At 69.7% G+C, this 22,902-nt stretch carries 24 protein-coding genes and 1 tRNA gene; 9 read left to right on the plus strand and 16 right to left on the minus strand.

The features are described from left to right. Nucleotides 1-13: 13 nt before the first annotated feature. From grpE to ACIP6U_RS20115, 3 genes are all read right to left on the minus strand, one after another. Nucleotides 14-667: a nucleotide exchange factor GrpE gene (gene grpE, locus ACIP6U_RS20105; protein WP_401719372.1), complete on the minus strand. Its 654-nt coding sequence runs from the start codon at nucleotides 665-667 to the stop codon at nucleotides 14-16. Continuing rightward, nucleotides 664-2,511, minus strand: coding sequence for a molecular chaperone DnaK (gene dnaK / locus ACIP6U_RS20110; protein WP_401719375.1), 1,848 nt, complete (start codon nucleotides 2,509-2,511; stop codon nucleotides 664-666). The genes grpE and dnaK overlap by 4 nt, the downstream gene beginning before the upstream one ends. A gap of 94 nt (nucleotides 2,512-2,605) precedes the next feature. Next, nucleotides 2,606-3,625, minus strand: coding sequence for an MraY family glycosyltransferase (locus ACIP6U_RS20115; RefSeq protein ID WP_401719378.1), 1,020 nt, complete (start codon nucleotides 3,623-3,625; stop codon nucleotides 2,606-2,608). Between the two features lie 205 nt (nucleotides 3,626-3,830). On the opposite strand from ACIP6U_RS20115, the gene ACIP6U_RS20120 reads away from it, so the two are divergent. Beyond that, nucleotides 3,831-6,113: a (Fe-S)-binding protein gene (locus ACIP6U_RS20120; RefSeq protein WP_401719381.1), complete on the plus strand. Its 2,283-nt coding sequence runs from the start codon at nucleotides 3,831-3,833 to the stop codon at nucleotides 6,111-6,113. Nucleotides 6,114-6,149: 36 nt separating this feature from the next. Here ACIP6U_RS20120 and ACIP6U_RS20125 read toward each other — a convergent pair whose 3' ends face one another. Beyond that, nucleotides 6,150-7,241, minus strand: a complete 1,092-nt coding sequence (locus tag ACIP6U_RS20125) for an ArsR/SmtB family transcription factor (RefSeq protein WP_401719384.1) — start codon at nucleotides 7,239-7,241, stop codon at nucleotides 6,150-6,152. Nucleotides 7,242-7,408: 167 nt separating this feature from the next. Between ACIP6U_RS20125 and ACIP6U_RS20130 the strand changes: the two genes are divergently transcribed. From ACIP6U_RS20130 to ACIP6U_RS20150, 5 genes are all read left to right on the plus strand, one after another. After that, nucleotides 7,409-7,936: a peptidoglycan-binding protein gene (locus ACIP6U_RS20130; RefSeq protein ID WP_401719387.1), complete on the plus strand. Its 528-nt coding sequence runs from the start codon at nucleotides 7,409-7,411 to the stop codon at nucleotides 7,934-7,936. A 150-nt stretch (nucleotides 7,937-8,086) separates the two neighbouring features. Then, a complete protein-coding gene (locus ACIP6U_RS20135) occupies nucleotides 8,087-9,361 on the plus strand; it encodes an FG-GAP repeat domain-containing protein (protein WP_401719390.1) in 1,275 nt (424 codons plus the stop codon). Nucleotides 9,362-9,529: 168 nt separating this feature from the next. Beyond that, nucleotides 9,530-10,963: an FG-GAP-like repeat-containing protein gene (locus tag ACIP6U_RS20140; protein WP_401719392.1), complete on the plus strand. Its 1,434-nt coding sequence runs from the start codon at nucleotides 9,530-9,532 to the stop codon at nucleotides 10,961-10,963. Continuing rightward, a complete protein-coding gene (locus tag ACIP6U_RS20145; RefSeq protein ID WP_401719395.1) occupies nucleotides 10,960-12,408 on the plus strand; it encodes an FG-GAP repeat protein in 1,449 nt (482 codons plus the stop codon). The genes ACIP6U_RS20140 and ACIP6U_RS20145 overlap by 4 nt, the downstream gene beginning before the upstream one ends. Nucleotides 12,409-12,469: 61 nt before the next feature. Further along, nucleotides 12,470-13,522 carry a Yip1 family protein gene (locus ACIP6U_RS20150; RefSeq protein ID WP_401719398.1) on the plus strand — a complete coding sequence of 351 codons (1,053 nt, stop codon included), beginning with the start codon at nucleotides 12,470-12,472 and terminating at the stop codon, nucleotides 13,520-13,522. Nucleotides 13,523-13,623: 101 nt separating this feature from the next. On the opposite strand, the gene ACIP6U_RS20155 is transcribed toward ACIP6U_RS20150, so the two are convergent. After that, nucleotides 13,624-13,848, minus strand: a complete 225-nt coding sequence (locus tag ACIP6U_RS20155) for a hypothetical protein (protein ID WP_401719401.1) — start codon at nucleotides 13,846-13,848, stop codon at nucleotides 13,624-13,626. A 275-nt stretch (nucleotides 13,849-14,123) separates the two neighbouring features. On the opposite strand from ACIP6U_RS20155, the gene ACIP6U_RS20160 reads away from it, so the two are divergent. After that, nucleotides 14,124-14,585 carry a pyridoxamine 5'-phosphate oxidase family protein gene (locus ACIP6U_RS20160; RefSeq protein ID WP_401719404.1) on the plus strand — a complete coding sequence of 154 codons (462 nt, stop codon included), beginning with the start codon at nucleotides 14,124-14,126 and terminating at the stop codon, nucleotides 14,583-14,585. 122 nt (nucleotides 14,586-14,707) lie between these two features. Further along, nucleotides 14,708-15,127 carry a hypothetical protein gene (locus tag ACIP6U_RS20165; RefSeq protein ID WP_401719407.1) on the plus strand — a complete coding sequence of 140 codons (420 nt, stop codon included), beginning with the start codon at nucleotides 14,708-14,710 and terminating at the stop codon, nucleotides 15,125-15,127. Between the two features lie 334 nt (nucleotides 15,128-15,461). On the opposite strand, the gene ACIP6U_RS20170 is transcribed toward ACIP6U_RS20165, so the two are convergent. Then, nucleotides 15,462-15,971: a phosphoribosyltransferase gene (locus ACIP6U_RS20170; RefSeq protein ID WP_401719409.1), complete on the minus strand. Its 510-nt coding sequence runs from the start codon at nucleotides 15,969-15,971 to the stop codon at nucleotides 15,462-15,464. 2 nt (nucleotides 15,972-15,973) lie between these two features. Next, nucleotides 15,974-16,549, minus strand: coding sequence for a dCTP deaminase (gene dcd / locus ACIP6U_RS20175; RefSeq protein WP_401719412.1), 576 nt, complete (start codon nucleotides 16,547-16,549; stop codon nucleotides 15,974-15,976). A 515-nt stretch (nucleotides 16,550-17,064) separates the two neighbouring features. On the opposite strand from dcd, the gene ACIP6U_RS20180 reads away from it, so the two are divergent. Further along, nucleotides 17,065-17,138, plus strand: a tRNA-Gly gene (locus ACIP6U_RS20180). A gap of 49 nt (nucleotides 17,139-17,187) precedes the next feature. Here ACIP6U_RS20180 and ACIP6U_RS20185 read toward each other — a convergent pair. From ACIP6U_RS20185 to ACIP6U_RS20225, 9 genes are all read right to left on the minus strand, one after another. Beyond that, on the minus strand, nucleotides 17,188-18,381 hold the full coding sequence (locus ACIP6U_RS20185; protein ID WP_401719415.1) for a tyrosine-type recombinase/integrase: 1,194 nt from the start codon (nucleotides 18,379-18,381) through the stop codon (nucleotides 17,188-17,190). After that, nucleotides 18,381-18,593: an excisionase family DNA-binding protein gene (locus ACIP6U_RS20190; RefSeq protein ID WP_401719418.1), complete on the minus strand. Its 213-nt coding sequence runs from the start codon at nucleotides 18,591-18,593 to the stop codon at nucleotides 18,381-18,383. The genes ACIP6U_RS20185 and ACIP6U_RS20190 overlap by 1 nt, the downstream gene beginning before the upstream one ends. Next, nucleotides 18,590-19,891, minus strand: a complete 1,302-nt coding sequence (locus tag ACIP6U_RS20195; RefSeq protein WP_401719421.1) for a replication initiator — start codon at nucleotides 19,889-19,891, stop codon at nucleotides 18,590-18,592. The genes ACIP6U_RS20190 and ACIP6U_RS20195 overlap by 4 nt, the downstream gene beginning before the upstream one ends. Nucleotides 19,892-20,020: 129 nt before the next feature. Beyond that, nucleotides 20,021-20,263 carry a SpdD protein gene (locus tag ACIP6U_RS20200; RefSeq protein ID WP_401719423.1) on the minus strand — a complete coding sequence of 81 codons (243 nt, stop codon included), beginning with the start codon at nucleotides 20,261-20,263 and terminating at the stop codon, nucleotides 20,021-20,023. Between the two features lie 13 nt (nucleotides 20,264-20,276). Beyond that, nucleotides 20,277-20,471, minus strand: coding sequence for a hypothetical protein (locus ACIP6U_RS20205; RefSeq protein ID WP_401719426.1), 195 nt, complete (start codon nucleotides 20,469-20,471; stop codon nucleotides 20,277-20,279). A 9-nt stretch (nucleotides 20,472-20,480) separates the two neighbouring features. Beyond that, nucleotides 20,481-20,672 (minus strand): mobile element transfer protein, encoded by a 192-nt coding sequence (locus ACIP6U_RS20210; protein WP_401719428.1) that lies wholly within the window; start codon nucleotides 20,670-20,672, stop codon nucleotides 20,481-20,483. Beyond that, on the minus strand, nucleotides 20,672-20,863 hold the full coding sequence (locus tag ACIP6U_RS20215; protein ID WP_401719431.1) for a hypothetical protein: 192 nt from the start codon (nucleotides 20,861-20,863) through the stop codon (nucleotides 20,672-20,674). Before ACIP6U_RS20215 ends, ACIP6U_RS20210 begins: the two co-directional genes overlap by 1 nt. Nucleotides 20,864-20,882: 19 nt before the next feature. Then, complete coding sequence (locus ACIP6U_RS20220) at nucleotides 20,883-21,512, minus strand: DUF2637 domain-containing protein (protein ID WP_401719434.1); 630 nt, start codon at nucleotides 21,510-21,512, stop codon at nucleotides 20,883-20,885. A 3-nt stretch (nucleotides 21,513-21,515) separates the two neighbouring features. After that, on the minus strand, nucleotides 21,516-22,901 hold the full coding sequence (locus tag ACIP6U_RS20225) for an FtsK/SpoIIIE domain-containing protein (RefSeq protein ID WP_401719436.1): 1,386 nt from the start codon (nucleotides 22,899-22,901) through the stop codon (nucleotides 21,516-21,518). Between the last annotated feature and the right edge of the window lies 1 nt (nucleotide 22,902).

Here is a 22,902-nt window from a genome sequence, read left to right on the forward strand (position 1 = left end):
TACGGTGTCTACGTCAGCCCTCCTCAGGGCCGTTGTCCTTCTCGTCATCGGCCTCGACGTCCTCGGCCTTGACGGGCTGCGCCCCGGGCTGGGGTTCGGCGACGGCCACCCGCGCGGGGCGGATGGTGCGCTCGCCGAAGCGATACCCGGGCTGCAGGATCGCCACGCAGGTCGTCTCGGTGACGTCCGGCGCGTACGAGTGCATCAGGGCCTCGTGGATGGTCGGGTCGAAGGGCTCGCCCTCCTTGCCGAACTGCTGAAGTCCCATCTTCGCCGCGACGGTCTCCAGCGACTCCCCGACGGACTTGAAACCGCCGACGAACTCGCCGTGTTCCCGCGCGCGGCCGATGTCGTCGAGCACGGGCAGGAGTTCGGTCAGGAGGTTCGCCACGGCGATCTCCTTGACCGTGATCCGGTCCCGCTCCACGCGGCGGCGGTAGTTCTGGAATTCGGCCTGCAGCCGCTGGAGGTCCGCGGTGCGCTCCTCGAGCGCCTTGCGCACCTGGTCCAGCTGGGCCGTCAGACCGGCGATCTGCAGACTTGCGTCCCCGGCCGGGGCCGCCCCCTCCCCCGTGGTGGAGGAGGCGGCCTTCGGCTCGGCGTCTTCGGGGGTGGCGCCGGAGGGGACGTCGGGCTTCTCGTCGAAGCCCGGGGTCTCCTCCGTCACGCGGCACCGTCCTTGCGCTCGTCGTCCACGATCTCCGCGTCCACGACGTCGTCGTCGGCCTTCGGGGCGTCACCGCCGTCGGCGGAGGCGCCGCCGGCGGCCTGGGCACCCTGGGCGTCGGCGTACATGGCCTGGCCCAGCTTCTGCGAGACGGCCGCGACCTTCTCGGTGGAGGTGCGGATCTCGGCGGTGTCCTCGCCCTTGAGCGCGGCCTTCAGCTCCTCGACGGAGGCCTCGACCTCGGTCTTGATGTCGCCCGGGACCTTGTCCTCGTTGTCCTTGAGGAACTTCTCGGTCTGGTAGACGAGCTGCTCGCCCTGGTTGCGGGTCTCGGCGGACTCGCGGCGGGCGTGGTCCTCCTCCGCGTACTTCTCGGCCTCCTGGCGCATCCGGTCGACCTCGTCCTTCGGCAGCGAGGAGCCGCCGGTGACGGTCATCTTCTGCTCCTTGCCCGTGCCCAGGTCCTTCGCGGTCACGTGCATGATGCCGTTGGCGTCGATGTCGAAGGCGACCTCGATCTGCGGGACGCCACGCGGGGCCGGCGGCAGACCGGTGAGCTCGAACATCCCGAGCTTCTTGTTGTACGCCGCGATCTCGCGCTCGCCCTGGTAGACCTGGATCTGGACGGACGGCTGGTTGTCCTCGGCCGTCGTGAAGATCTCGGAACGCTTGGTCGGGATCGTGGTGTTGCGCTCGATGAGCTTGGTCATGATCCCTCCCTTGGTCTCGATGCCGAGGGACAGCGGGGTCACGTCGAGGAGCAGGACGTCCTTGACCTCACCCTTGAGGACACCGGCCTGGAGGGCGGCGCCGATGGCGACGACCTCGTCCGGGTTGACGCCCTTGTTGGCGTCCTTGCCGCCGGTGAGCTCGCGGACGATCTCGGCGACGGCGGGCATACGGGTGGAGCCACCGACGAGGACGACGTGGTCGATCTCGTTGATGGAGATGCCGGCGTCCTTGATGACGTTGTGGAACGGCGTCTTGCAGCGCTCCAGCAGGTCGGCCGTCAGCTGCTGGAACTGGGCGCGGGTGAGCTTCTCGTCCAGGTGCAGCGGGCCCTCGGCGGACGCCGTGATGTAGGGCAGGTTGATCGAGGTCTCGGTGGAGCTGGACAGCTCGATCTTGGCCTTCTCGGCGGCCTCACGCAGACGCTGCAGGGCCATCTTGTCCTTGCCCAGGTCCACACCGTGGCCGGACGCGAACTGCTTCACCAGGTAGTCGACGACGCGCTGGTCCCAGTCGTCACCACCGAGGTGGTTGTCGCCGTTGGTGGCCTTCACCTCGACGACGCCGTCGCCGATCTCCAGGAGGGACACGTCGAAGGTGCCGCCACCGAGGTCGAAGACGAGGATCGTCTGGTCGTCCTTGTCGAGGCCGTACGCGAGCGCCGCCGCGGTGGGCTCGTTGACGATGCGCAGGACGTTCAGGCCCGCGATCTCGCCGGCCTCCTTGGTCGCCTGGCGCTCGGAGTCGTTGAAGTACGCCGGGACGGTGATGACCGCGTCGGTCACCTTCTCGCCCAGGTAGGACTCGGCGTCACGCTTGAGCTTCTGCAGGATGAAGGCGCTCATCTGCTGCGGGTTGAACTGCTTCCCGTCGAGCTCGATCTTCCAGTCCGTGCCCATGTGGCGCTTCACGGAGCGGATGGTCCTGTCGACGTTCGTGACCGCCTGACGCTTGGCGACCTCGCCGACCAGCACCTCGCCGTTCTTCGCGAAGGCGACGACGGACGGCGTGGTCCTGGCACCCTCGGCGTTGGTGATGACGGTGGGCTCGCCGCCCTCCAGAACGCTGACGACGGAGTTAGTCGTGCCCAGGTCGATGCCGACCGCACGTGCCATGGTGGTTTCCTCCAGCTGACTTGAGTGGAACAGGCTCAAGTGTGCATGAAGGCGGCCGCTCGGTCAACAGACCTGAGTCACCGGGGCTCAACTCTTATCCGTTCCTTACACGCAACCGGGCCCCGACCTGCGCGGACTCGGGCCGTCTGGCACCGTACACAGAGACCCGCAGCAGCGCGAACACGGCCACCAGCGCCACCGCCACCACCCACAACACCCCGGACTCCGCGACCCATCCCAGATGCACGAGCACTCCGACGAGCACCGAGGAGAACGCCCCGAGCCCGAGCAGCACGGCGGCCCCCTGCGCGGTCAGCCCGAGCCGCCGCAGCCGGTGCGCGAGATGGTCGGGCCCGCCCCGCAGCAACGGCCGTCCGGCAAATCTGCGCGACATCAGTACGAGGACGACGTCGGCGCTCGCCACGGCGGTGAGCGCGAACAGCACCCCCGCGCTGGAGGCGAACCCGTGCCCGGTGCGGGCGATCACGGCCGCGGCGGCCAGCACGAACCCGGTGAACAGCGACCCGCTCGCACCGAGCGCCACGCGCGCGGGATGCCAGTTGTGCATCAGGAACCCGGTCAGCGCGGCGGCCAGCACGCTCAGCAGCACCGCGAGCCCGTCCATCACCTCGGCCGCGACACAGGCGCCCACCCCGAAGGCGGTGACGACCCCGACGGTCCCCGCGACCGCGTCGGCATGATCCAGCGCCCGGAAACCGACGGCGACGAACACGATCCACCCCACCGCCAGCACCCCGCCGGCCACCCCGGTCTCCGCGTACGGCACCACACAGGCCGCCGCCACCGCCGTACCGGCGACCAGCACGCGCGCCTTGACCCGCCGTACGTCGGCGACGAGCCCGAGCGCGGCGACGGCGGCGCCCGCGACGAGCAGCCGGCCGACACCGGCGCCGAGAGGGGCCGCGCCCGTCCAGTCCCCGGCGGCGGCCACCAGACAGGTGGTGATCGCGAGCGCCGCCCCGCCGGACAGCGGCACCGGACGCTGCCGCCGCCGGTCGAGGATCCCCAGCCGCAGGGCGGGCACCCGCAGCAGCGCGGTGAGGACGGCGGCGAGGAGCAGGGCGGTGGTGGCGGCGACGATCCCGTAGAGCACGGATCTAAAGTAGGCGCGAATGTACCAATTTGGTACGAATAACACGTTCGGATCTTAAGGCAACCCTCAGCGATTCAGATCACTGCACGGCTGGCTACAGTGCGATGGAAGATGGGGGTAGTCTCAGACGGACTCCATAAGTTACCGCTTAGTAATGTGCTCCGATCCCGCTCGGAGACCCCCTCGCAGGCCCGAGGAGCCCTGAATGCAACTCGCCGCGATCATCGTGTCGCTGGTTCTGATCGTGGTCGGTGTGGCGCTGTTCGCCCGCGCCGTCCTGCAGATCTACACCTTCATGCGGCTCGGCCAGAACGTCCCCGCGGGCACCCGCACCGACGAGCCGGTGCAGCGCACCGTCACCGTGGCCAAGGAGTTCCTCGGCCACACCCGGATGAACCGCTGGGGCGTCGTCGGTGTCGCGCACTGGTTCGTGGCGGTGGGCTTCTTCTCGCTGCTGCTGACGATCGTCAACGCCGTCGGCCAGCTCTTCCAGGCCGACTGGCTGCTGCCGGTCATCGGCGAGTGGGCGCCGTACAACGTCTTCGTCGAGTTCATCGGCACGATGACCGTGCTCGGCATCCTCGCGCTGATCGTGATCCGCCAGCTCAGCAAGCCGAACAAGCCGGGCCGCAAGTCCCGCTTCGCCGGCTCCAACTTCGGCCAGGCGTACTTCGTCGAGGCCGTCATCCTCATCGTCGGCGTCTGCATCTTCATGCTGCACGCCCTTGAGGGCGCCCAGCACCACGTCGACGCGTACGAGGCGTCCTTCTTCATCTCGTACCCGGTGATCTCGGCGCTCGAGCACCTGGACGTCTCCACGCTCCAGAACCTCACCTACCTCTTCGCCGGCGTGAAGATCGCGACCTCCTTCATCTGGATGATCACGGTCGCCCTGAAGACCGACATGGGCGTCGCCTGGCACCGCTTCCTGGCCTTCCCGAACATCTGGTTCAAGCGGAACGCGGACGGCGGCACCTCGCTGGGCGCCCTGCTCCCGATGACCTCCGGCGGCGAGCCGATCGACTTCACCGACCCGGGTGACGACGACGTCTTCGGTGTGTCGCAGGTCGAGCAGTTCTCCTGGAAGGGCCTGCTGGACTTCTCCACGTGCACCGAGTGCGGGCGCTGCCAGTCGCAGTGCCCCGCCTGGAACACGGGCAAGCCGCTCTCCCCGAAGCTCCTGATCATGTCCCTGCGCGACCACGCGCACGCCAAGGCGCCCTACCTGCTCGCGGGTGGCGGCAAGTCCATGGAGGGCGAGGAGAAGGCGTCCGAGGAGCAGCTGGCGGGCGTGCCCGCGGCGGCTCTCGCCGAGGCCGAGCGTCCCCTCATCGGCACCGCCGAGGAGAACGGCGTCATCGACCCGGACGTCCTGTGGTCCTGCACCACCTGCGGCGCCTGTGTCGAGCAGTGCCCGGTCGACATCGAGCACGTCGACCACATCGTCGACATGCGCCGCTACCAGGTGATGATCGAGAGCGCGTTCCCCTCCGAGGCCGGGACGATGCTCAAGAACCTGGAGAAGAAGGGCAACCCCTGGGGGCTCGCCAAGAAGCAGCGCCTGGAGTGGACCAAGGAGGTCGACTTCGAGGTGCCGGTCGTCGGCCAGGACATCGAGGACCTCACCGAGGTCGAGTACCTCTACTGGGTCGGCTGCGCGGGCGCCCTGGAGGACCGCGCCAAGAAGACGACGAAGGCCTTCGCGGAGCTCCTGCACATCGCGGGCGTGAAGTTCGCGATCATGGGCGGCGACGAGAAGTGCACGGGCGACTCGGCACGGCGGCTCGGCAACGAGCCCCTGTTCCAGGAGCTCGGCATGGAGAACGTCATGGCGCTGAACATGGCGTTCGGCGAGGAGCTGGACGACGACGGCAAGGTGGTCGCCGAGTCGGCGAAGCCCAGGTCAGCGAAGAAGATCGTCGCCACCTGCCCGCACTGCCTCAACACGATCGGCAACGAGTACCCGCAGCTCGGCGGCGACTACGAGGTCATCCACCACACCCAGCTGCTGCAACACCTCGTCGACGAGGGCAAGTTGATCCCGGTCACGCCGGTCGAGGGCATCATCACCTACCACGACCCGTGCTACCTGGGCCGGCACAACAAGATCTACACGCCCCCGCGCGAGATCATCGCCAGCGTCCCGGGTCTGCGCAACGAGGAGATGCACCGCCACAAGGAACGCGGCTTCTGCTGCGGCGCCGGTGGTGCGCGGATGTGGATGGAGGAGCGGATCGGCAAGCGCATCAACAACGAGCGCGTCGACGAGGCTCTTTCCCTCAACCCCGACATCGTGTCGACGGCCTGCCCGTTCTGCCTGGTCATGCTGACCGACTCGGTCAACGGCAAGAAGAACGACGGCTCGGCGAAGGAGTCCATCCAGGTCGTCGACGTGGCCCAGCTCCTGCTGGACTCCGTCAGGACGCCGGTCGACCCGGCGGGCGACGAGGAGACGGCGGACGCTCCGGAGCCGGAGCCGGTGAAGTAGCCGGACCCCGTGCCGTACGTGCAGTAGCGCTGCCGGTCACAGCTGTTCCGTTCGATGCCCCTCACGCCCGGGCAGGGCCTGAGGGGCATCGCCGTTCCCGGGCCCGCCGCCCGGCCCCCGGCCGGACCCGCCGGACTCGCCGGCCCCTCCGCCGAGCGCCTGCCGCAGCAGCGCCGCCCCGAGCGGGGTCAGCGTGTGCAGGACCGCCGGGCCGATCTGCCGGCTGGTCGTCAGGCCGGCGTCACGGAGCACCGAGGCGTGCCGGCTGGCGGCGGACAGCGAGACCCCCACGACCTGCGCGAGCTCTCCCGTGGTCAGACCGTCCGCGACGCACCGCAGGACACGCGCGCGCGTGCCTCCGAGCAGCGCGGCCAGCGGCACGCGCTCCGCGGGGAGCGCCTCCTCGGGAACCGTCGGATGGTTCAGCGGGTACGACAGCACGGGCGGCAGATCGGCGTCGGCCAAGGCGACCGGCGTCCCCCACGAGAAGTACGTCGGCACGATCCTGATCCCGCGGCCGCGCAGATGGAGGTCGCGGTCCGTGCGGTAGTCCACTTCGAGCACCGGCCGACGCCAGCGGAACCGTGGCCCCAGGCTCGACAGCAGCCCCTCGACACCGCGGGTCAGCAACGCGCGGGCGAGCAGGCCGCGGTGCGCGACGATCCCGCCGGCCACCCGCTCCGTGAACGGCGCGACGGCCACCTCGTGATACCGGCGGACCAGCTCGGTGAACTCCCGCCGCTCGGCCCCCTGATCCAGCCGCAGCGCCCAGGACGGCACGGGCGAGACGCGGTCGAGCTGCCGTAACTCGGTGAGCACGTCCCGCCGGGGCATACGGAGGATGCCGTCGAGGGCCGCGGTGATCCCGCCCTCGGACTCGGGCGGGGTGAGGAAGTCGGGCTGGTAGGGCCCGAGGGGATAGAGGGCGAACAGCACCTTGCGCACGGGCCGGGCCAGTCCGGCCGCGTCCAGGTCGGCACGGACCGTCCGACGCCAGTCGGCGAACTGCCACCGGCCGCCGCGCGACTGCAGTCGGTGGAGCGTCGAGAGCACTTCCCACATCGGGTCCGGCTCGGCCGCGACGCGGACCCGGGCGAGGTCGACCTCGGTGAAGTGGATACGGAGCACGTGATTCCCCCCGAGGAACTCCACATTTGCGCCCAGGCGCAAGAGTGTGTCGCCGTTGACGAGGCCCTGCCAAGGTTCCGCCAGGCCAAGAAGGCGCAATGGCCGAATCCCGCGTTCGACCGCCTGAACGGCTGCCTGAACGATCGCTCGAACCAGGAGGAACTCGCGTGTTTTCGAAGAGAGCCAAGGTGACCGCCGGCACCATCGGGGCCCTGACCGCCGGGGTCCTCGCCCTGAGCGCCACACCCGCGTCCGCGAGCGGCAGCTACAGCGGCCTGGCCTACGTCTACGGTGGCGGGGTCTTCACCGACGACTGGGACAACGAAGGCATCGTGGCCACCAGCCACAACACCGCGTCCAACGCGACCTGCCTGTGGCAGAAGGTCCTGTGGGCCGACGGCGAACTCGCCGCCGCAGACATCGACGGTGACTTCGGGCCCACCACCAAGGCCGCGACCGCGAGGTGGCAGACCAAGTTCCAGGTCGGCAGCGACGGTTCGGCCGGACAGAACACCTGGACCGCGGCCGGCAACTGGCTGCGCAACTCGTCCAACGGATTCGACGGCACCGTGGCCCGGTACATCGGCACCGAGTTCATCATCGACGTCACGCGCGACAGCGACGGCTACTACCACTTCCTCGACGGCACCGGTTCCGGCCGCATCGCGGGCTACAACTACCGGACCTGCAGCTAGCACCGACCACCCGCCGTGCGCGAGGACTGTCCGCCCCCCTCGCGCACGGCAAGGGCCCAGGACTGTCGCTCCACCTCGAACACGTGCATCATTGATCGATCGTTGTCAAAGATGCTGACGAGGTGAACGGTGCGCGCCCATAGAGGTGTTGTGTGTACGGCGGCCCTCTGCGGCACCCTCCTCCTCGCCTCCTGCGGCCCGGGCACGAACTCCGGCGCCGGTTCCGCCTCCCACACCCCCGTGTCCATCGCCAACGCGCCCGCCGAGCTCCCGATCCCGCACGGCAAGGGCAGCAGAACCCCGGACGACTTCAACGGCGACGGGCACCGCGACCTCGTGCTCAACGACCTGGTGAAGGATCAGGCGCACGCCGACGACCCCGGGATCGGCATCGTCTACGGCGGCGCGCGTGGACTCACGCCCGGCGCACGCCAGTTGCTCAGTCCGAGGAAGCAGGCGGCGCCGACCAAGGGTCAACTCCCCGCCGTCTTCGACGCGGAGGAGAGCTGCGACCTGGACGGCGACGGCTTCACCGACCTCGTGGTCTCCACCGACCCGCCCTACGACGGCCAGGGGCAGCCGCCGGTCCCGCTCCAACTCCTCTTCGGCTCCCCCGGCGGCCTGACCACCCGCGCCGTCCAGCTCGTCGTCCCGCCCGCCGCCCGCTTCGGCAACGACTGGGCCGACCAGCCGGTGTGCGGCGACTTCGACGGGGACGGCGCGAAGGACCTGGTCCTGCACGCGTCCGGCGGCCGACTCACCTATCTGCGGGGCCCGTTCACGCGCAAGGGCGCCCCCAAGAAGGCCGGCGCGCCCCTCCCCTCGCCGGGCGAGGTGCCCACCGGTCCGGCCGCCGACGTGAACCGCGACGGGTACGACGACCTGATGGTCCGTACCGCACAAGGCGCCGGCACGTCCGCGGTCGTCCTCGGTGGACCGGACGGCCCGGCCGAGACCGGCGTGGTCCTGCCGGAGGGCATCGACGTGGCGCTCGGCCGCTTCGGCAAGGGCAAGGCGCTGGACGCGGCGGTCGGCGCGATGGGGGAAACGTCCCTGCGCTACGACCTGCCGGACCCCACCCGCGCCACCCTCGCCTCCCCCGGTTCCGTGCTCGACGCGGCCGACTTCAACGGCGACGGCCTCAGCGAACTCGTCTCCAGCGGCTCGCGGTTGCGGGTCTTCAAGGGCCGTACGACCGGCCTGACCACGGCCGGCACGGTCATCGTCCAGCCGCCCGCCCACGGCACCACCCGCCTCGTCACGGCGGCCGACTTCGACGGCGACGGACGGGCCGACATGGTGGTGCGGACGTATCGGAGCGAGACGAAGGACACGGTGGCGGTCTACGCGGGAGTGAAGGGGGACGGGTTGGTCGCGGGGCGGCCGACGGTCACCTTCTCGACGTCGGAGTTCCTCACGCCGTAAGACGGGTGAGGCTCGTGAGGCTCGTGAGGCTCGTGGCGAAAATTAACCGAACTCATGTACAACCCTTACCCGTCCGCGCCGGTCTCTTGATCGCTGGACCCGGCGCAGCACCCGCGCAGGCCCCGCACCTCCCCGGAGTTCCTCACCTTTCCTCCCTGGAGCGCCTCCTTGCGCAAGCGCACGCTTCTGCTGGCCGTCGGGCTGACCACCGGCCTGCTCACCGCCCTGCCCGGCGCCGCGACCGCGGCGCCCTCCGGGCCGGCCGGTGACTTCAACGGCGACGGCTACCGCGATGTCGCCATCGGCGCGGACAGCGCCGACGTCGGCTCCGTCCCGTACGCGGGCGCGGTCGTCGTCCTGTACGGCTCCGCCTCCGGCGTCTCGAAGGCGAAGAAGACGGTCATCACCCAGAACTCGGCCGGCGTCCCCGGCGCCGCCGAGCAGGGCGACCGCTTCGGCAACAGCCTCGCCGCCGGCGACCTGAACGCCGACGGGTACGCGGACCTCGTCGTCGGCGCCCAGTACGAGAGCATCGGCTCCCGCGACGGCGTCGGCACCGCCACCGTCATCTGGGGCGGCAAGTCCGGCCTGACCGGCGGCTCGGTGCTGCCCTCGCCGGGCGGTCTGACCGAGTGGGGCGGCTACTCCTCCGGCATCGCGACCGGCGACTTCAACCGCGACGGCAGGACGGACGTCACCATCACCGGCCAGAGCCGCACCGGCTTCTATCTGGGCCCGTTCACCCGCGCCGGCAAGCCCGCGAGCCTGACCGACGTCTCCGAGCTCGGCTCGACGTACAACGTGATCGCGGGCGACCTGGACGCCGACGGCGCGGCCGAGCGCGTGTACCCGTACGCCACCGACGGCGACCTCGGCGGGGTCATCGGCTACTTCGGCTACGACCCCGAGGGCGCCGGCTCCCACCCGGATTCGGACTACGCCCAGACCGACCTGCCGCTGGCCGACGGCGACCAAGGCGCGGTCGGCGACATCAACGGCGACGGCTACGGCGACCTCGTCCTCGGCGACCACGAGGACCCGCGCAGCGACAAGAAGTCCGGCCACAAGGGCGGCCGGATCAGCGTCTGGTACGGCGGCCCGAACGGCCCCGACCCGGCGCAGAAGCCGACGCTGATCCACCAGGACTCGGCGGGCGTGCCCGGCACCGGCGAGACCGCGGACCTCTTCGGCTCGGCGCTGAGCGTCGGTGACATCAACGGCGACAAGTACGCCGACGTCGCGGTGGGCGCCTTCGGCGAGGACAACGGCAAGGCGGAGGAGTCGGGTTCGGTGACGGTCCTGTTCGGCTCGGCCACCGGCCTCAAGGGCTCGGGCGCCAAGGTGTACACGCAGAACACCGCGGGCGTGCCCGGCGCCGATGAGGACTACGACGCCTTCGGGCAGTCCGTCCGCCTGGTCGACCTCGACAAGAACGGCAAGGCCGACCTGGTCGTCGGGGCCGGCGGCGAGAACGGCTACGGCGCGCTCACCGTCCTGCGCGGCTCCGCCTCCGGCCTCACCACCAGCGGCGCCAAGTTCCTCAGCGCCCGTGACGTCTCCCTCAAGGGCGACGCGTCCTTCGGCTGGGTGATCGGCCAGTGACGTACCGCCGAGTGACCTACCGCCGTCTGGCCGTCCTGCTCGCAGCCGGCCTCACCCCGCTCGCCCTCACCGCCCCCGCAGCTCAAGCCGCGACGCCCGCGAAGCCGTACGACTTCAACGGCGACGGCAGGGCCGACCTCGCGATCGGCGCGCCCGCCGCGACCGTCGGGGGCAAGAAGGGGGCGGGCGCGGTCTCCGTCGTCTACGGCGGTTCGAGCGGGCTCAAGCCGGCCTCGTACAAGCTGCTCACGCAGAACACGGCCGGTGTACCCGGCGCCGCCGAGACCGGTGACGCCTTCGGCTCCTCGCTCGCCTCCGCCGACCTGAACCGCGACGGCTACGCGGACCTGCTGGTCGGCGCGCCCGGCGAGGACGTCGACGGGGACACCGACGACGGCTCGGTGCTGATCGTGTGGGGCGCCAAGTCCGGCCTGAGCGGCGCCCGCAACCTCGTCAACCACAACGAGCGCGAGAACGACGGCTACGGCAAGGCGCTGGCCGCCGGTGACTTCACCGGTGACGGCATGCCCGAGATCGCGATCGGCTCGACCGGCCTCTTCGGCCTCAACTTCGTCTCCGGCCCCTTCACCAAGACGGGCGCGTTCGGCGGCGGCAACGGCGCCTCCTTCTCGTATCTCACCCGCCCGTACTCGGAGTCGTACGGCATCGAGTACCTCGCCGCCGGCGATGTCACCGGCAGCGGTTACGACTGGCTGGTGGTGCACGGGCGCGAGGAGGGCACCGACGACGCGGTCACCACGCTGGCGGACGGCCGCATCGGCAACTTCACCGACTGGCTGGTCACCCTGCCCAGCGGGTACGTCTCCGCGGTCGGCGACATCGACGGCGACGGCTACGACGACATCGCCGTCGGCAACCATCGCGAGACCTCGGCCGACCCGGCGGGCGCGAAGGGCGGCAAGGTCACCGTCCGTTACGGCGGTCCGGACGGCGTGAACACGGGCCGCGCCCCGCTCACCCTCACCCAGAACACCGCGGGCGTCCCCGACACCTCCGAGACCGGTGACGCCTTCGGCTCCAGTGTCTCGCTCGGCGACATCAACGGCGACGGGTACGCCGACCTCGCGATCGGCGCGTCCGGCGAGAACTCCGGGGGCGGCTCGGTGACGGTCCTGTACGGCTCGGCGACGGGCCTGAAGACCACGGGCGCCAAGGCGTACACCCAGAACACGGCCGGCGTCCCGGGCAGCAGCGAGAAGTCCGACCGTTTCGGTGCCCGCGTCTCCCTCGCGGACCACTCCGGCGACAAGCGCGGCGAGCTGACCGTCTCGGCGCCGGGCGAGAACGCGGGCGACGGCTCGGTGTGGTCGCTGCGCGCCACGACCACCGGCCCGACGACCTCGGGCGCGGTGAACTTCGGCCCGTCGGCGACGGGGGTGGGGACGACGGGCAGCCCGGGGTACGGAAAGACGCTGGGCGGCTGACCGAGGACCTTTCCGTCTTTCTCCTCGTCCCTTAGGGCGCCCCTCGCGGGCCCCCTAAGGGATGTCACAGCTCCGCAGCAAAGGCGGCCCCGGGGCGCCGGGCCCGACACGCGTTCCTTCGGAACCAGGTACGTTCGACAACGTGGCTGGATTCAGGATCGGACGCGGCGGCAGAAACAACGGCGCTCCGCATACGCGACCGCAAAACCCCCCGTACGGACAGCAGGCGCCGCAGAGACCGGCGTACGGCTACCCGCCCGCGCCGCAGCCCCACCCCGGGCAGCAGCAGTACGGCAACGGGGGCGGCGGCCAGTGGCCGCAGCCGAACGGTGGCCCCGGCGGGCCGGGTGGACACGGCGGTTACGGCAACCACGGTGAGCCGGAGTACTTCGGCGACGGTGGCGGCGCGTACGCACCGCAGGGCAACCCGGACCCGTACGCGGCCAACAACCCGGGCAGCACCCAGGCGTTCTCGGTCGGCGAGGCCCCGTACCACCAGGGCGGTCCGGACGACGCGTACAACCAGGGCGGGACCTACCACGCGGGCTCGGCCGCCCCGGCGGGCCCGACCGGCCCGCGCCTGCACTGGAAGGACCTGCTGAGGGGCATCTTCCTGGCCCCCCAGCAGACGTTCCTCCGCATGCGCGACTACGCGATGTGGGGCCCGGCCCTGATCGTGACGTTCCTCTACGGCCTGCTGGCGGTCTTCGGCTTCGACGGTGCGCGGAAGGACGCGATAAACGCCACGCTGTCGAACGCCATCCCGATCGTCCTGACCACGGCCGTCGCGATGGTGCTGTCGTCCTTCGTCCTGGGCGTGGTCACCCACACCCTGGCCCGCCAGCTCGGCGGCGACGGCGCCTGGCAGCCCACGGTCGGCCTCTCGATGCTGATCATGTCCCTCACGGACGCGCCCCGCCTGGTCGTGGCGATGTTCCTGGGCGGCGACGCCACCTTCGTCCAACTCCTCGGCTGGGCCACGTGGGTGGCCGCGGGTGTCCTCCTGACGATGATGGTCGGCCGCTCCCACGACCTCCCCTGGCCGAAGGCCCTGGGCGCGTCGGCGATCCAGCTGATCGCGCTGCTGTCGATCGTGAAGCTGGGCACGTTCTGATTTTTGGCGGTACGTGGAGGGGGCCCCGGTGATCTGATCGCCGGGGCCCCCTTCTGATAGCGGGTGCCCTTTCCGATCTGCTCCCCCTCACCCCTCACCCCTCAGGCGTCCGCCTCGGGCCCCCACTGCTCGGGACCTACCCCACGCCAGTCGATCCAAGACACGTGCGCGACCTCCGCCGGATCGATCTCAAGGCCGGCCCGGCGCAGGAACTCGGCGAGATCCACCACGTTGTGCGCCAACCCGAGGATCTCGCCGTCCACACGCACCCGCCGACCTCCCGTCGGCGACGGAGGAAGCACGATCACCCGAATCTGTCCGGACATGTCCTCAGGATCATCCGGGATGTACGGCCCCGCACTCCGGTGCGTCATGCGACCCTCGCAGCTCGATCAAATGTTCGATTACCTCGGAACAGTACGCCTATACCCGCCTTGCAGGGTGCCACGCCAAGATGACGTCCGCGGGACCGGCCGATGTGGGCATCGAAGTCGGCCTCCCGAACCGGAAGCCGAGGGCTCCATCGGTCGATGGGAGGTCGATGGGAGTAGGTCCTGCGCCTCAGGCGCGCCGCACGCCTGCCTGGCTAGGGTCGATCCTCATGGAGACCACGGGATTCGTCCGCCGCGGGACGGCCGAGCGGGTGCGCGATGCCATGGCGCGGCTCGTTGCCGAGCGGGATGTGTGGGTGTCGACGGCGCACCCTGATCACGGGCCGCACCAGGTGCCGCTGTGGTTCGTGTGGGACGGGCGGGCCGTGTGGATGTGCACCGGCGCCACGTCTGTGACGGCACGCAACGTCCACGAAGAGCCGCGCGTGCGCCTGGCCCTGCCGGACACCTCCGACGTGGTGCTCCTCCAGGGTGAGGCGGAGTGCTTCCCGGACCAGGAGGTGCCCGCAGACGCGGCGGAGGCGTTCGCCGCCAAGTTCGGGTGGGATCCGCGGGCCGAAGAGGGCGCGTTCCTGTACATACGAGTGGCCCCGAGGACGGTGCGCGCGTGGCACGGCGAGCCGGAACTCCGGGGGAGGGTCGTCATGCGGGACGGGGGGTGGCTGGGATAGCGGCGCGGGGACTGCGGAAGGGAGCCCTCAATCTCCCAGCCGGTGCCTTTCAGCTGAAGTGGGAACTCACAGGCCATGGTTGGGCAAGATGCCACCTGTCCGACGGCGCTCAGACGGCATCGGTGGTCGCCGGCTACTGCACCGACGCGTTGGCGGACCTTGTGGCGGGAGCGGGTGAGTTGTACGGGCGACAGCGCTCGGCCCGGTTCTTCTTCGACGCCGAGCCGCAGGAACTTCGCTGGGTGCTCCGCGCAACAGATGACACGGTCGACGTGACTGTCCACAAGTTCCCCGACGTCGCCGTCAGCCCCGACTTTCCGGACTCCCAGGGCACGGTGATCTGGCAGTCGACCCATCCCCGTCCGGCATTCGCCCACGCTGTTCTGGACGCGGCCCACACGGTGCTCACGGAACACGGCGAGGCCGGCTATCTCGCCAAGTGGGCGATGCATCCGTACCCCGTCGCACTGGTCCAGGACCTCCGCAGACTGCACATACGCGACGACGCCTGCGACCTGCCCCACGACCTGTCGCGCCCGTAGGGGCACGCCCCCCGTTCACGGCCGTTCAGCGAGGACCGCACAGTTGGAAAGCGTGCACCTACGGTCGACAGGCAACGGCGACTGGTGCGCGGTCGGCGCTGACAGGTCTCACTCTTGGCCATCGACGAAGCCCGACCGTCGGTTAGGTCCCGGGTTGCTCCCGGGCCGCCCCCAGACAGAACCGGGGATGCAACTGCTCTACAGAGCTGGACACCTCGGAAGCCGACCGCGCGACCAAAACCCTAGCCATGGCCACTGACAACAGAGATCGTTCAGGAATCTGCGCCTCGGCGCCACGGGCCGGCACGCTCTCTCAGCGGCCTGCGCAAACGCGTCAGACCGCTTCCGTGTTCTCCTTCGGCGCCTCTCCCGACCTATGGACCGGAGGCAAAACGCTCCACGGAAAGTTGATCCACTCGTCCGTCCGCTTCCACACGTACTCGCACTTCACCAGCGACTGCGACTTCTCGTAGATGACCGCGCTGCGCACCTCCGCGACCGCGTCGAGGCAGAAGTCGCGGACCAGTTTGAGGGTCTTGCCGGTGTCGGCGACGTCGTCGGTGATCAGGACCTTCTTGTCGGAGAAGTCGATGACGTTGGGGACGGGCGCGAGCATGACCGGCATTTCGAGGGTGGTGCCTACGCCCGTGTAGAACTCGACGTTCACGAGGCTGATGTTCTTGCAGTCCAGGGCGTAGGCGAGCCCGCCGGCGACGAAGACGCCGCCGCGGGCGATGCTGAGGACGACGTCGGGCTCGTACCCGTCGTCGGCGATGGTCTGCGCGAGCTCGCGCACGGCGACGCCGAACGTCTCGTACGTCAGGTTCTCCCGTATGTCGCTCATGCTCACACCCGCGTCCGGTGGAAGTTGAGGAAGGAGCGGGAGGCGGTCGGGCCGCGCTGGCCCTGGTAGCGAGAGCCGTACCGCTCACTGCCGTAGGGGAATTCCGCCGCCGAACTGAGCTGGAACATGCACAGCTGGCCGATCTTCATGCCCGGCCAGAGCTTGATGGGGAGGGTGGCGAGGTTGGAGAGTTCGAGGGTCACGTGACCGGAGAAGCCCGGGTCGATGAACCCGGCGGTGGAGTGCGTGACGAGTCCGAGCCGGCCGAGGGAGGACTTCCCCTCCAGGCGCGAGGCGAGATCGTCGGGGAGGCTGATGACCTCGTACGTCGAGGCGAGCACGAACTCCCCGGGGTGGAGGATGAACGGCTCGTCACCCTCCGGCTCCACCAGCCGCGTCAGATCCGCCTGTTCGATGGACGGGTCGATGTGGGGGTAGCGGTGATTCTCGAACACCCGGAAGTAGCGGTCGAGGCGCACGTCGACACTGGACGGCTGCACCATGGATTCGTCGTAGGGATCGATCCGTACTCGCCCGGAGTCGATCTCGGCCCGGATGTCCTTGTCTGAGAGAAGCACGCCCCGAGGATACGCAAGACGCGCGGACCGACCACAATCGGACGGACCCGCGCGCCTGCTTCTCTGTCGCTTCCCTACTGCCGCTTACTGCTTCTCAAGGCTGACCGGCACCACACTTCGGAGCCGGGCACACCGTGGACACCGCACGAGCCGGCCGGGGCCGAGTCGCTCGGCCTGCTGCATCGGGAACGAAGCGGTACTGAACACGTGCCCATCCGCACAACGGACGACGGTGCGCTCCATCAAGTCCATGAGTCCCTTCCCCAAGAGCCGCGTCTGGCTGCTGCTGACCTGACGACGAAAAGCCACATTACGGGATCAAAGAGACGACTCACCAGGCGGCACTCCGGTCCCGCCCGGACCCTCTTCCACGTCTCCACCGTACGCCCCAACTCCGGCCGCCCGCACGCGCGTCCACCCTCCGAAACGCCAACTGGCCCCACGGCTTCAGCGCCGGGGGCCAGGCATGAGGTAGAGTGAGCGGGCATTCGACACCGGCTCAACCGGCGTCTTACGCGGGTGTAGTTTAGTGGTAGAACATCAGCTTCCCAAGCTGAGAGTGCGAGTTCGATTCTCGTCACCCGCTCCATGACAAAGGCCCAGGTCATTGACCCGGGCCTTTTTGCTGTCCTCGACGATCAGTCGCCGCGTGCCAGATCCGTGCCAGAACGTTGATCGTCTGGATCAACGGAGTCTTCATCTGGCACGACCGCAGCTTCCTGCCGTGCCTTGCGTACGGTCGCGTCGAGCCCGGCAGCAACTTCCTGCTGTCGGTCGTCGTCGGAGTGCTGGTAGATCAACGCGGCCTTCTCCGACGACTGGCCGGCCCGCACCATCGTGTCCTTCAGCGTGGCGCCGGAACGCGTCGACAGCGTGTGTCCGGTGTGGCGAAGATCGTAGAAGCGGAAGCCGTCGGGCACGTCGACGACCGTACGAGCCTTGCGCCACTTCCGACCGAAGGTGCTGCGCCGGAAAGCCGCCCCTTTCTCGCCGACGAACACGAGTCCGTCAGCTCCCTTGCCCGCGTAGAGCTCCATGTGGAGTCGCAATTCCGGGCGGAGGAACTCCGGGAGGAAGACGGTCCGGGTTCCTGCCTCGGACTTGGTATCGCCCGGAGCTCGTCGACCGTTCGTCCGCTCGGGTTCGGCGACCCGAACCATGATCTTCAGAGCCTCGACGTCGATGTCCCGGCGGCGGAGGCCCGCCAGCTCCTCGGGGCGGAGAGGACCGTAAGCACCGAGGTAGACCATGAGGCGCCAGCGCGGTCCGAGCTGGTCGGCAAGGCCGTCGACCTGAGCGACGGTGGCGATACGACGTTCAGCCGCCTTCTCCTTTCCGCCGCCCTTGATCCGGCACGGATTGCGCTTGATCAGGTCGTCGTCGACAGCCGTCTCCAGGATGCCTTTCAGGAGCCGGTACGCCTTCGCGATCGTGGTTTTCGCCTTGGTCGTACGGAGACGCTCCGCGCGCCACTCACGGACCAGGGGCGCGGTGATCTCGTCGAGGTCCGATTCACCGAAGGTGGGAAGGATGTGATCGTCCAAGAGGTAGTGATACAGGTCCTCACTGAGGACGGACAGCTCTCGTTCCTCCACCCACTTCTCCGCGTAGACCTTGAAGTTGACCGACCCCGCATCCGGGTCGCGCCAGTCACCACGCCGGATCTCGGTTTGCTTCTCCGCAAGCCAGTCGTCAGCGTCGGCGATCGTCTCGAACGTCTCCGGCGCCGGTCGCATCACTCCGTCGGGCCCCGGATAGCGCGCCTGATAGCGGCCGGACGGAAGGCGCCTGATCGCGCCGAAGCGACGTCGCCTGCCTTTGTCATTGGCCATCAGGCAGCCCTCCCATAGCGCGGGCGAGGACGCCTCAGCGGCTCGACTGTTCGGGACCGAATGAACGCCTCAACCGCGCTCTCCGGGATGCGGACGTGCCGGCCGACCTTGACGTACCGAATGCGCCGCTCCTCGACGAGCCTTCGGGGGAAGCGGGCACTCGTGCCGAGTAACTCGGCGACCTGATCGACAGACAGGTAGCGCTCGTTCATGGGGTCGGCTCTCCTTCCGTTCCAGGAGCGGGTTCAAGGGATGCGGCGAGCCAGGCTTCGCCGCGGGAGAGGCCCGTCCCGGCGAAGACCCAGTGCGAGAGGACGAGAGTCGAGTCCGGGTCGACGTCGATGACCGGAGCGACTTGGGCGCGGCGCCACTCGGCGCGGGCATCGCGAAGCGCGCCGAGGGTGGTGGAGTAGCGGCGGGACTTGGTGGAGAAGTGGCCGCGGAACCCAAGCATGTGGGCCCAGACCCGAAGGCGGAGTTCGGCGAGTTCGGGGCGTGCGCCGAGGGTCCAGGCGACGCGGATCATGCGTCGGGCGTGGTCCGTGATGCGCGCTTGGGCCAGCTCGGCGAGGAACTTGATCGGTCGGTCGAGGGTGCCGGTCGCCGTCTCGGCGCCTTTGGTCGCGTACTTGGCGATGTATGCGGCAACCGCTCGTTCGGTGAGTTCCTGGCCGTTGTCGAAGTCGGCGGATCGGATCGTACGGACGTCGAGTTGGCGACCGAAGACGAAGGTGTGCGTCCTGCCGTCAATCTCCGGGCCGTTGACGCGCGCGGCGGTGGCTGCGGCCTCGATGGCGTCCGTCAGGAGCTCCGCCGTCGCCCAGACCGGTGGTGAGGTGTCGCCGCCTTCCGGGCCGTCCAGGCGGATGACCGCATGGAAGTGGACTGCGCCGCGCTTTTGGTACTCGGCGACTTTCGCGAACGAGATGCGCGCGTGCTCGCGGAAGGTGCGCTGCGTGAGGCCGGCCCGCTTGGCTACCTCCCGACGGAGGTAGATGGAGAAGCGCCGCCAGAGGAGCCCTGCATGGGCGTTCCAGAGCACGGCCGCTTCGTAGTCGTAGGTGTCCGGGTCCAGAGGCGTGCTCAGCGCTCTGTCGTCCTCGGCGTGCCGGGTACCGCAGCGGCAAGGGCGCCCGCTGGACGGGCGGTTGTGGACCGGGCCGAAGCCGGGGGCGGTGAAGGTGGCGAAGACGCGCGGGTGTTTGGCGACCTGGTCCGAGGTGCCTTTACCGCCACGCAGTCCGGCAGTGATCAGGTGGTACGTGTCTCGACGGTAGGTCTCGGCGCAGGCCTGACAGCGGGTGGCGCGGCGGTTGTTGCAGCGGACGAGGAGTTGGCCGGCGGGGAGAGTGGCGGAGTCGAGATGGTGCACGGCTCGGCCGATCTCGCCGGTTGCTGTGTCGACCGCGTACTCCGTGCGGTGGCCGTCGAGGCGTATGGGGCGGGTGCATCCGCCCAGTCCGGAGAGTTGCTGGGCCAGTTCGGGCATGGTGCCCAGGGAGGCCAGCATGGAGAGTTCCGCCAGCGGGGGCGGAGTCTGCCGGGTGATGATGGGTCTTCCTTTCGGCTGTTTCTGCGGTTGGGAGGGACGGCCCCGGGGCGGCGGGATGCTTGGCGGCGTTTGCCGCCCCGGGGCCGGTCAGCGCCTGTTGGCGTCGTTGAGGAGCGAGCGCAGGACCACGGCGGCGATGGCCACGGACACGGCCGTGATGGCGACGGCCGCCAGGAGCGCGGTGAGGACGACCCCACCGACGAGGACTGCGGCGACCGGCACCACGTAGGGGCTGAGCGAGCGGCCGGCGGTGGGGGCCGGGACGTGCGGTTGGTGGTGGGAGAGGGCCGACGGTGGAGTCGGGACGTCGGGCAGCTTGGGGCGGAACATGGCGGAGCTCCTCTCAGCGGTTGGTGCCGTCGACGACGCCGACCCCGGAGCGGGTGCCGGACTCGATGGCGGGGGCAAGGAAGGTGTGGGAGAGCCAGAAGCCGAACAGGGCGATCACGACGGCGACCCACATGCGGACGCCGAGGAACTTGATCGCGGCCCAGGCGATGACGCCCAGGACGAAGACGAGCGGGAAAGTGACGGTCACGGGATCTCCTCAGCGGACTCGGCAGCGGTGGGTGCGGGCGGCGAGTTCGGCGGCGGCGCGGCTGTCGTAGTCGTTGGAGAAGCCGCAGCGCGGAGCGGTGCAGGCAGCGGTGTGCTTCTCTCGGCCGCGATCGTCGAAGTACGTGGCGACCTGGACGGGGCCGATGCGAACGACTCGGCGGAAGCGACGGTTGGCGGGCATCAGGGCAACTCCTTGTCGGTCTCGCCGGTGAAGTCGGTGACGTGGTCGGCGAGCCAGCGCAAGATCTCGTCGCCCTCGTAGGTGTCGGCGGCGAGGATCACCGGTTCGGCGATCAGCACGGCTTCGGTGAGGCGGTTCTGTCGGGTCAGCTCGGCGGCACGCTTGAGCGCGCGGAGCGTGGTCGGACGCACGGTGGAAAGTCCTCCGGGATCAGGCGAGTTGGGCGGCGATGGCTTCGGCGAGCGGAAGCGGCACGCCGAGCCGGGTGCGAAGGGTCGGGGTGTCGATGTCCGTCCCGGTCCGAGTCCGGTGGTCGTCGGCGACCTTGCGGGCGAGGGCGACGAGGGCAGGTGGGACAGGGGCGGCGGTTGGCTGCGCGACTGGCTGTGACTCAGCGACGGGCAGCTCACGGGCCGTTGGCGTGAGTAGCGGCACGGGTGACTCGTCGTGGTTCGGCACCGCCGCTTCGTCGCGGTCCGGGGCACCGTGGGCGAGGAGTGTTCCGCCGAGGAAGGCGACGGCGGGCCAGCCCGCCACGAGGATGCGCAGCCAGGCCGGGACCGCTCCGAGGTCGAGCAGGCCGGCTGTCGCGATGTTGGCCCCGAGCGACGCCGTCAGGGCAACGGTGAACCAGCACCAGCCCGGGGCTTTCGCCGCACCGGAGCGCAGGCGTCGCCAGGCGGCAACGAGCAGCAGGTCAACGCTGATCGGGTAGGCCCACGCCTTCCACCCCGCCTGTCCGGCCGCCGCAGCGAGGTCGTGCAGATGGGCGAAGGACAGCGCTGCGGCGATGGCCGCTTGGACCAGGACCGGGTCCAGCCGAATGCGGTGGGCGCCCATCACTCAGTCCCCCGCTGTCTCAGTGGCCAGGCGTGCGGTGGGCACCGCCTCGGGGCTGCTGACCAGCACGGGCGGGACATACGGCCGGAAGGGCGTGAGCGCCGGTACGTCTGGTGCGACGTGGGCCGCGTCACGGCAGGTGGCCGCAGCGTCGGCGAGGGACAGGTGAGGAGTGCGGATGCGGGACCAGCCGCCGGAGGTGTCGCCCGCCACGGCCAGGCCCGGCAGCTCGGCGGCGATGGCGCAGGAGGCATAGACCGCCTCGGGTGCGATGTCGCCGAGCGCCATCTTCGCGGAGGCTTCGTCATTGACGCGGTGACAGACGCGGCCTGTGAGTTGGGCCCGCAACATGGTTGCGCCCTTGCCCAACTCGGCGCCGAAGCGCTGCCCACAGACCTCCAGGTAGATACCGGCCGCGCGGCCAAGTTGAGCGAGCCGGATGAGGTGAGTGACCATCTCGTCCCGCCGCTCCTCGTCCTTGCGCGTGGCGACGAGGAAGAGTTCGGCCACCTCGTCCACGAACAGGGCGACGGGCACAGGGCGTTCACCCTCGGGTAAGCCCCAGATGTCCGAGGTGATCTCCTCGTCGGGGGTGCCGGAGGCGATCCCCTGCCGGGCCTTGATCAGGTCGTAGCGGTCCTCCATTTCCTTGACCAGGACCGGCAGTAGCTCGGCCGCCTCGTCAGGGTCGGTCGCCAGCGCGGCGAAGCGCGAAGCGAACGGCGCCAGCTCGACGCCCCGCTTGCAGTCGATGCCGACCAGGGCGACCGGCTGTCGAGCGAGACCAGCGATCAAGTTCCGCAGGTACATGGACTTGCCCGACAGCGTTGCGCCGAGGACGAGTTCATGCGGAACGGCGCGGTAGTCCCGTAAGAACGCCGTGGCGTCCTCCCGAAGCGCGACCGGCACCTTGAGTAGCCCGCCCTCTATCCGGCGAGGCATCCGGACCTTGCTGAGGACGTCGAAGCCGATGAGCCGGAGTTCGACGACACCGGGCTTGACGTCCTTCACGTACACGGCGTGCACGCCCCAGGCATGGCGGAGGCGCTCGGCCGAGGCAGCGACGTCGGCGGGTTCCTGGCCCGGCGCGAGCCGCAGCCGGAGGCGCAGGCCGGTCGTGGTGGGCCGGATGAGCCCCCGGCGGGGCGGTACCGGACGAATCTCCCGGCGAGTGGTGGCCTTGACGGCCAGCATCCGTAACCGGGACGGCTGGACGGTCAGACCGCAGGCGTCCATGGTCGAGGAGTACGAGGCCAGCAGCCGGGCCACTGAAACCGGCAGCCCGACCGTGGACCAATACGCCGCCGGGTTGGCGTGCCGGGCGTAAGCCGCCCCGCCTATCGCAGCGAGCGGCCCGCCCACCTCGGCGAGGGTGATCAGGTTCGTCACG

Source organism: Streptomyces sp. NPDC088794 (assembly GCF_044750545.1).
Classification (GTDB): domain Bacteria; phylum Actinomycetota; class Actinomycetes; order Streptomycetales; family Streptomycetaceae; genus Streptomyces.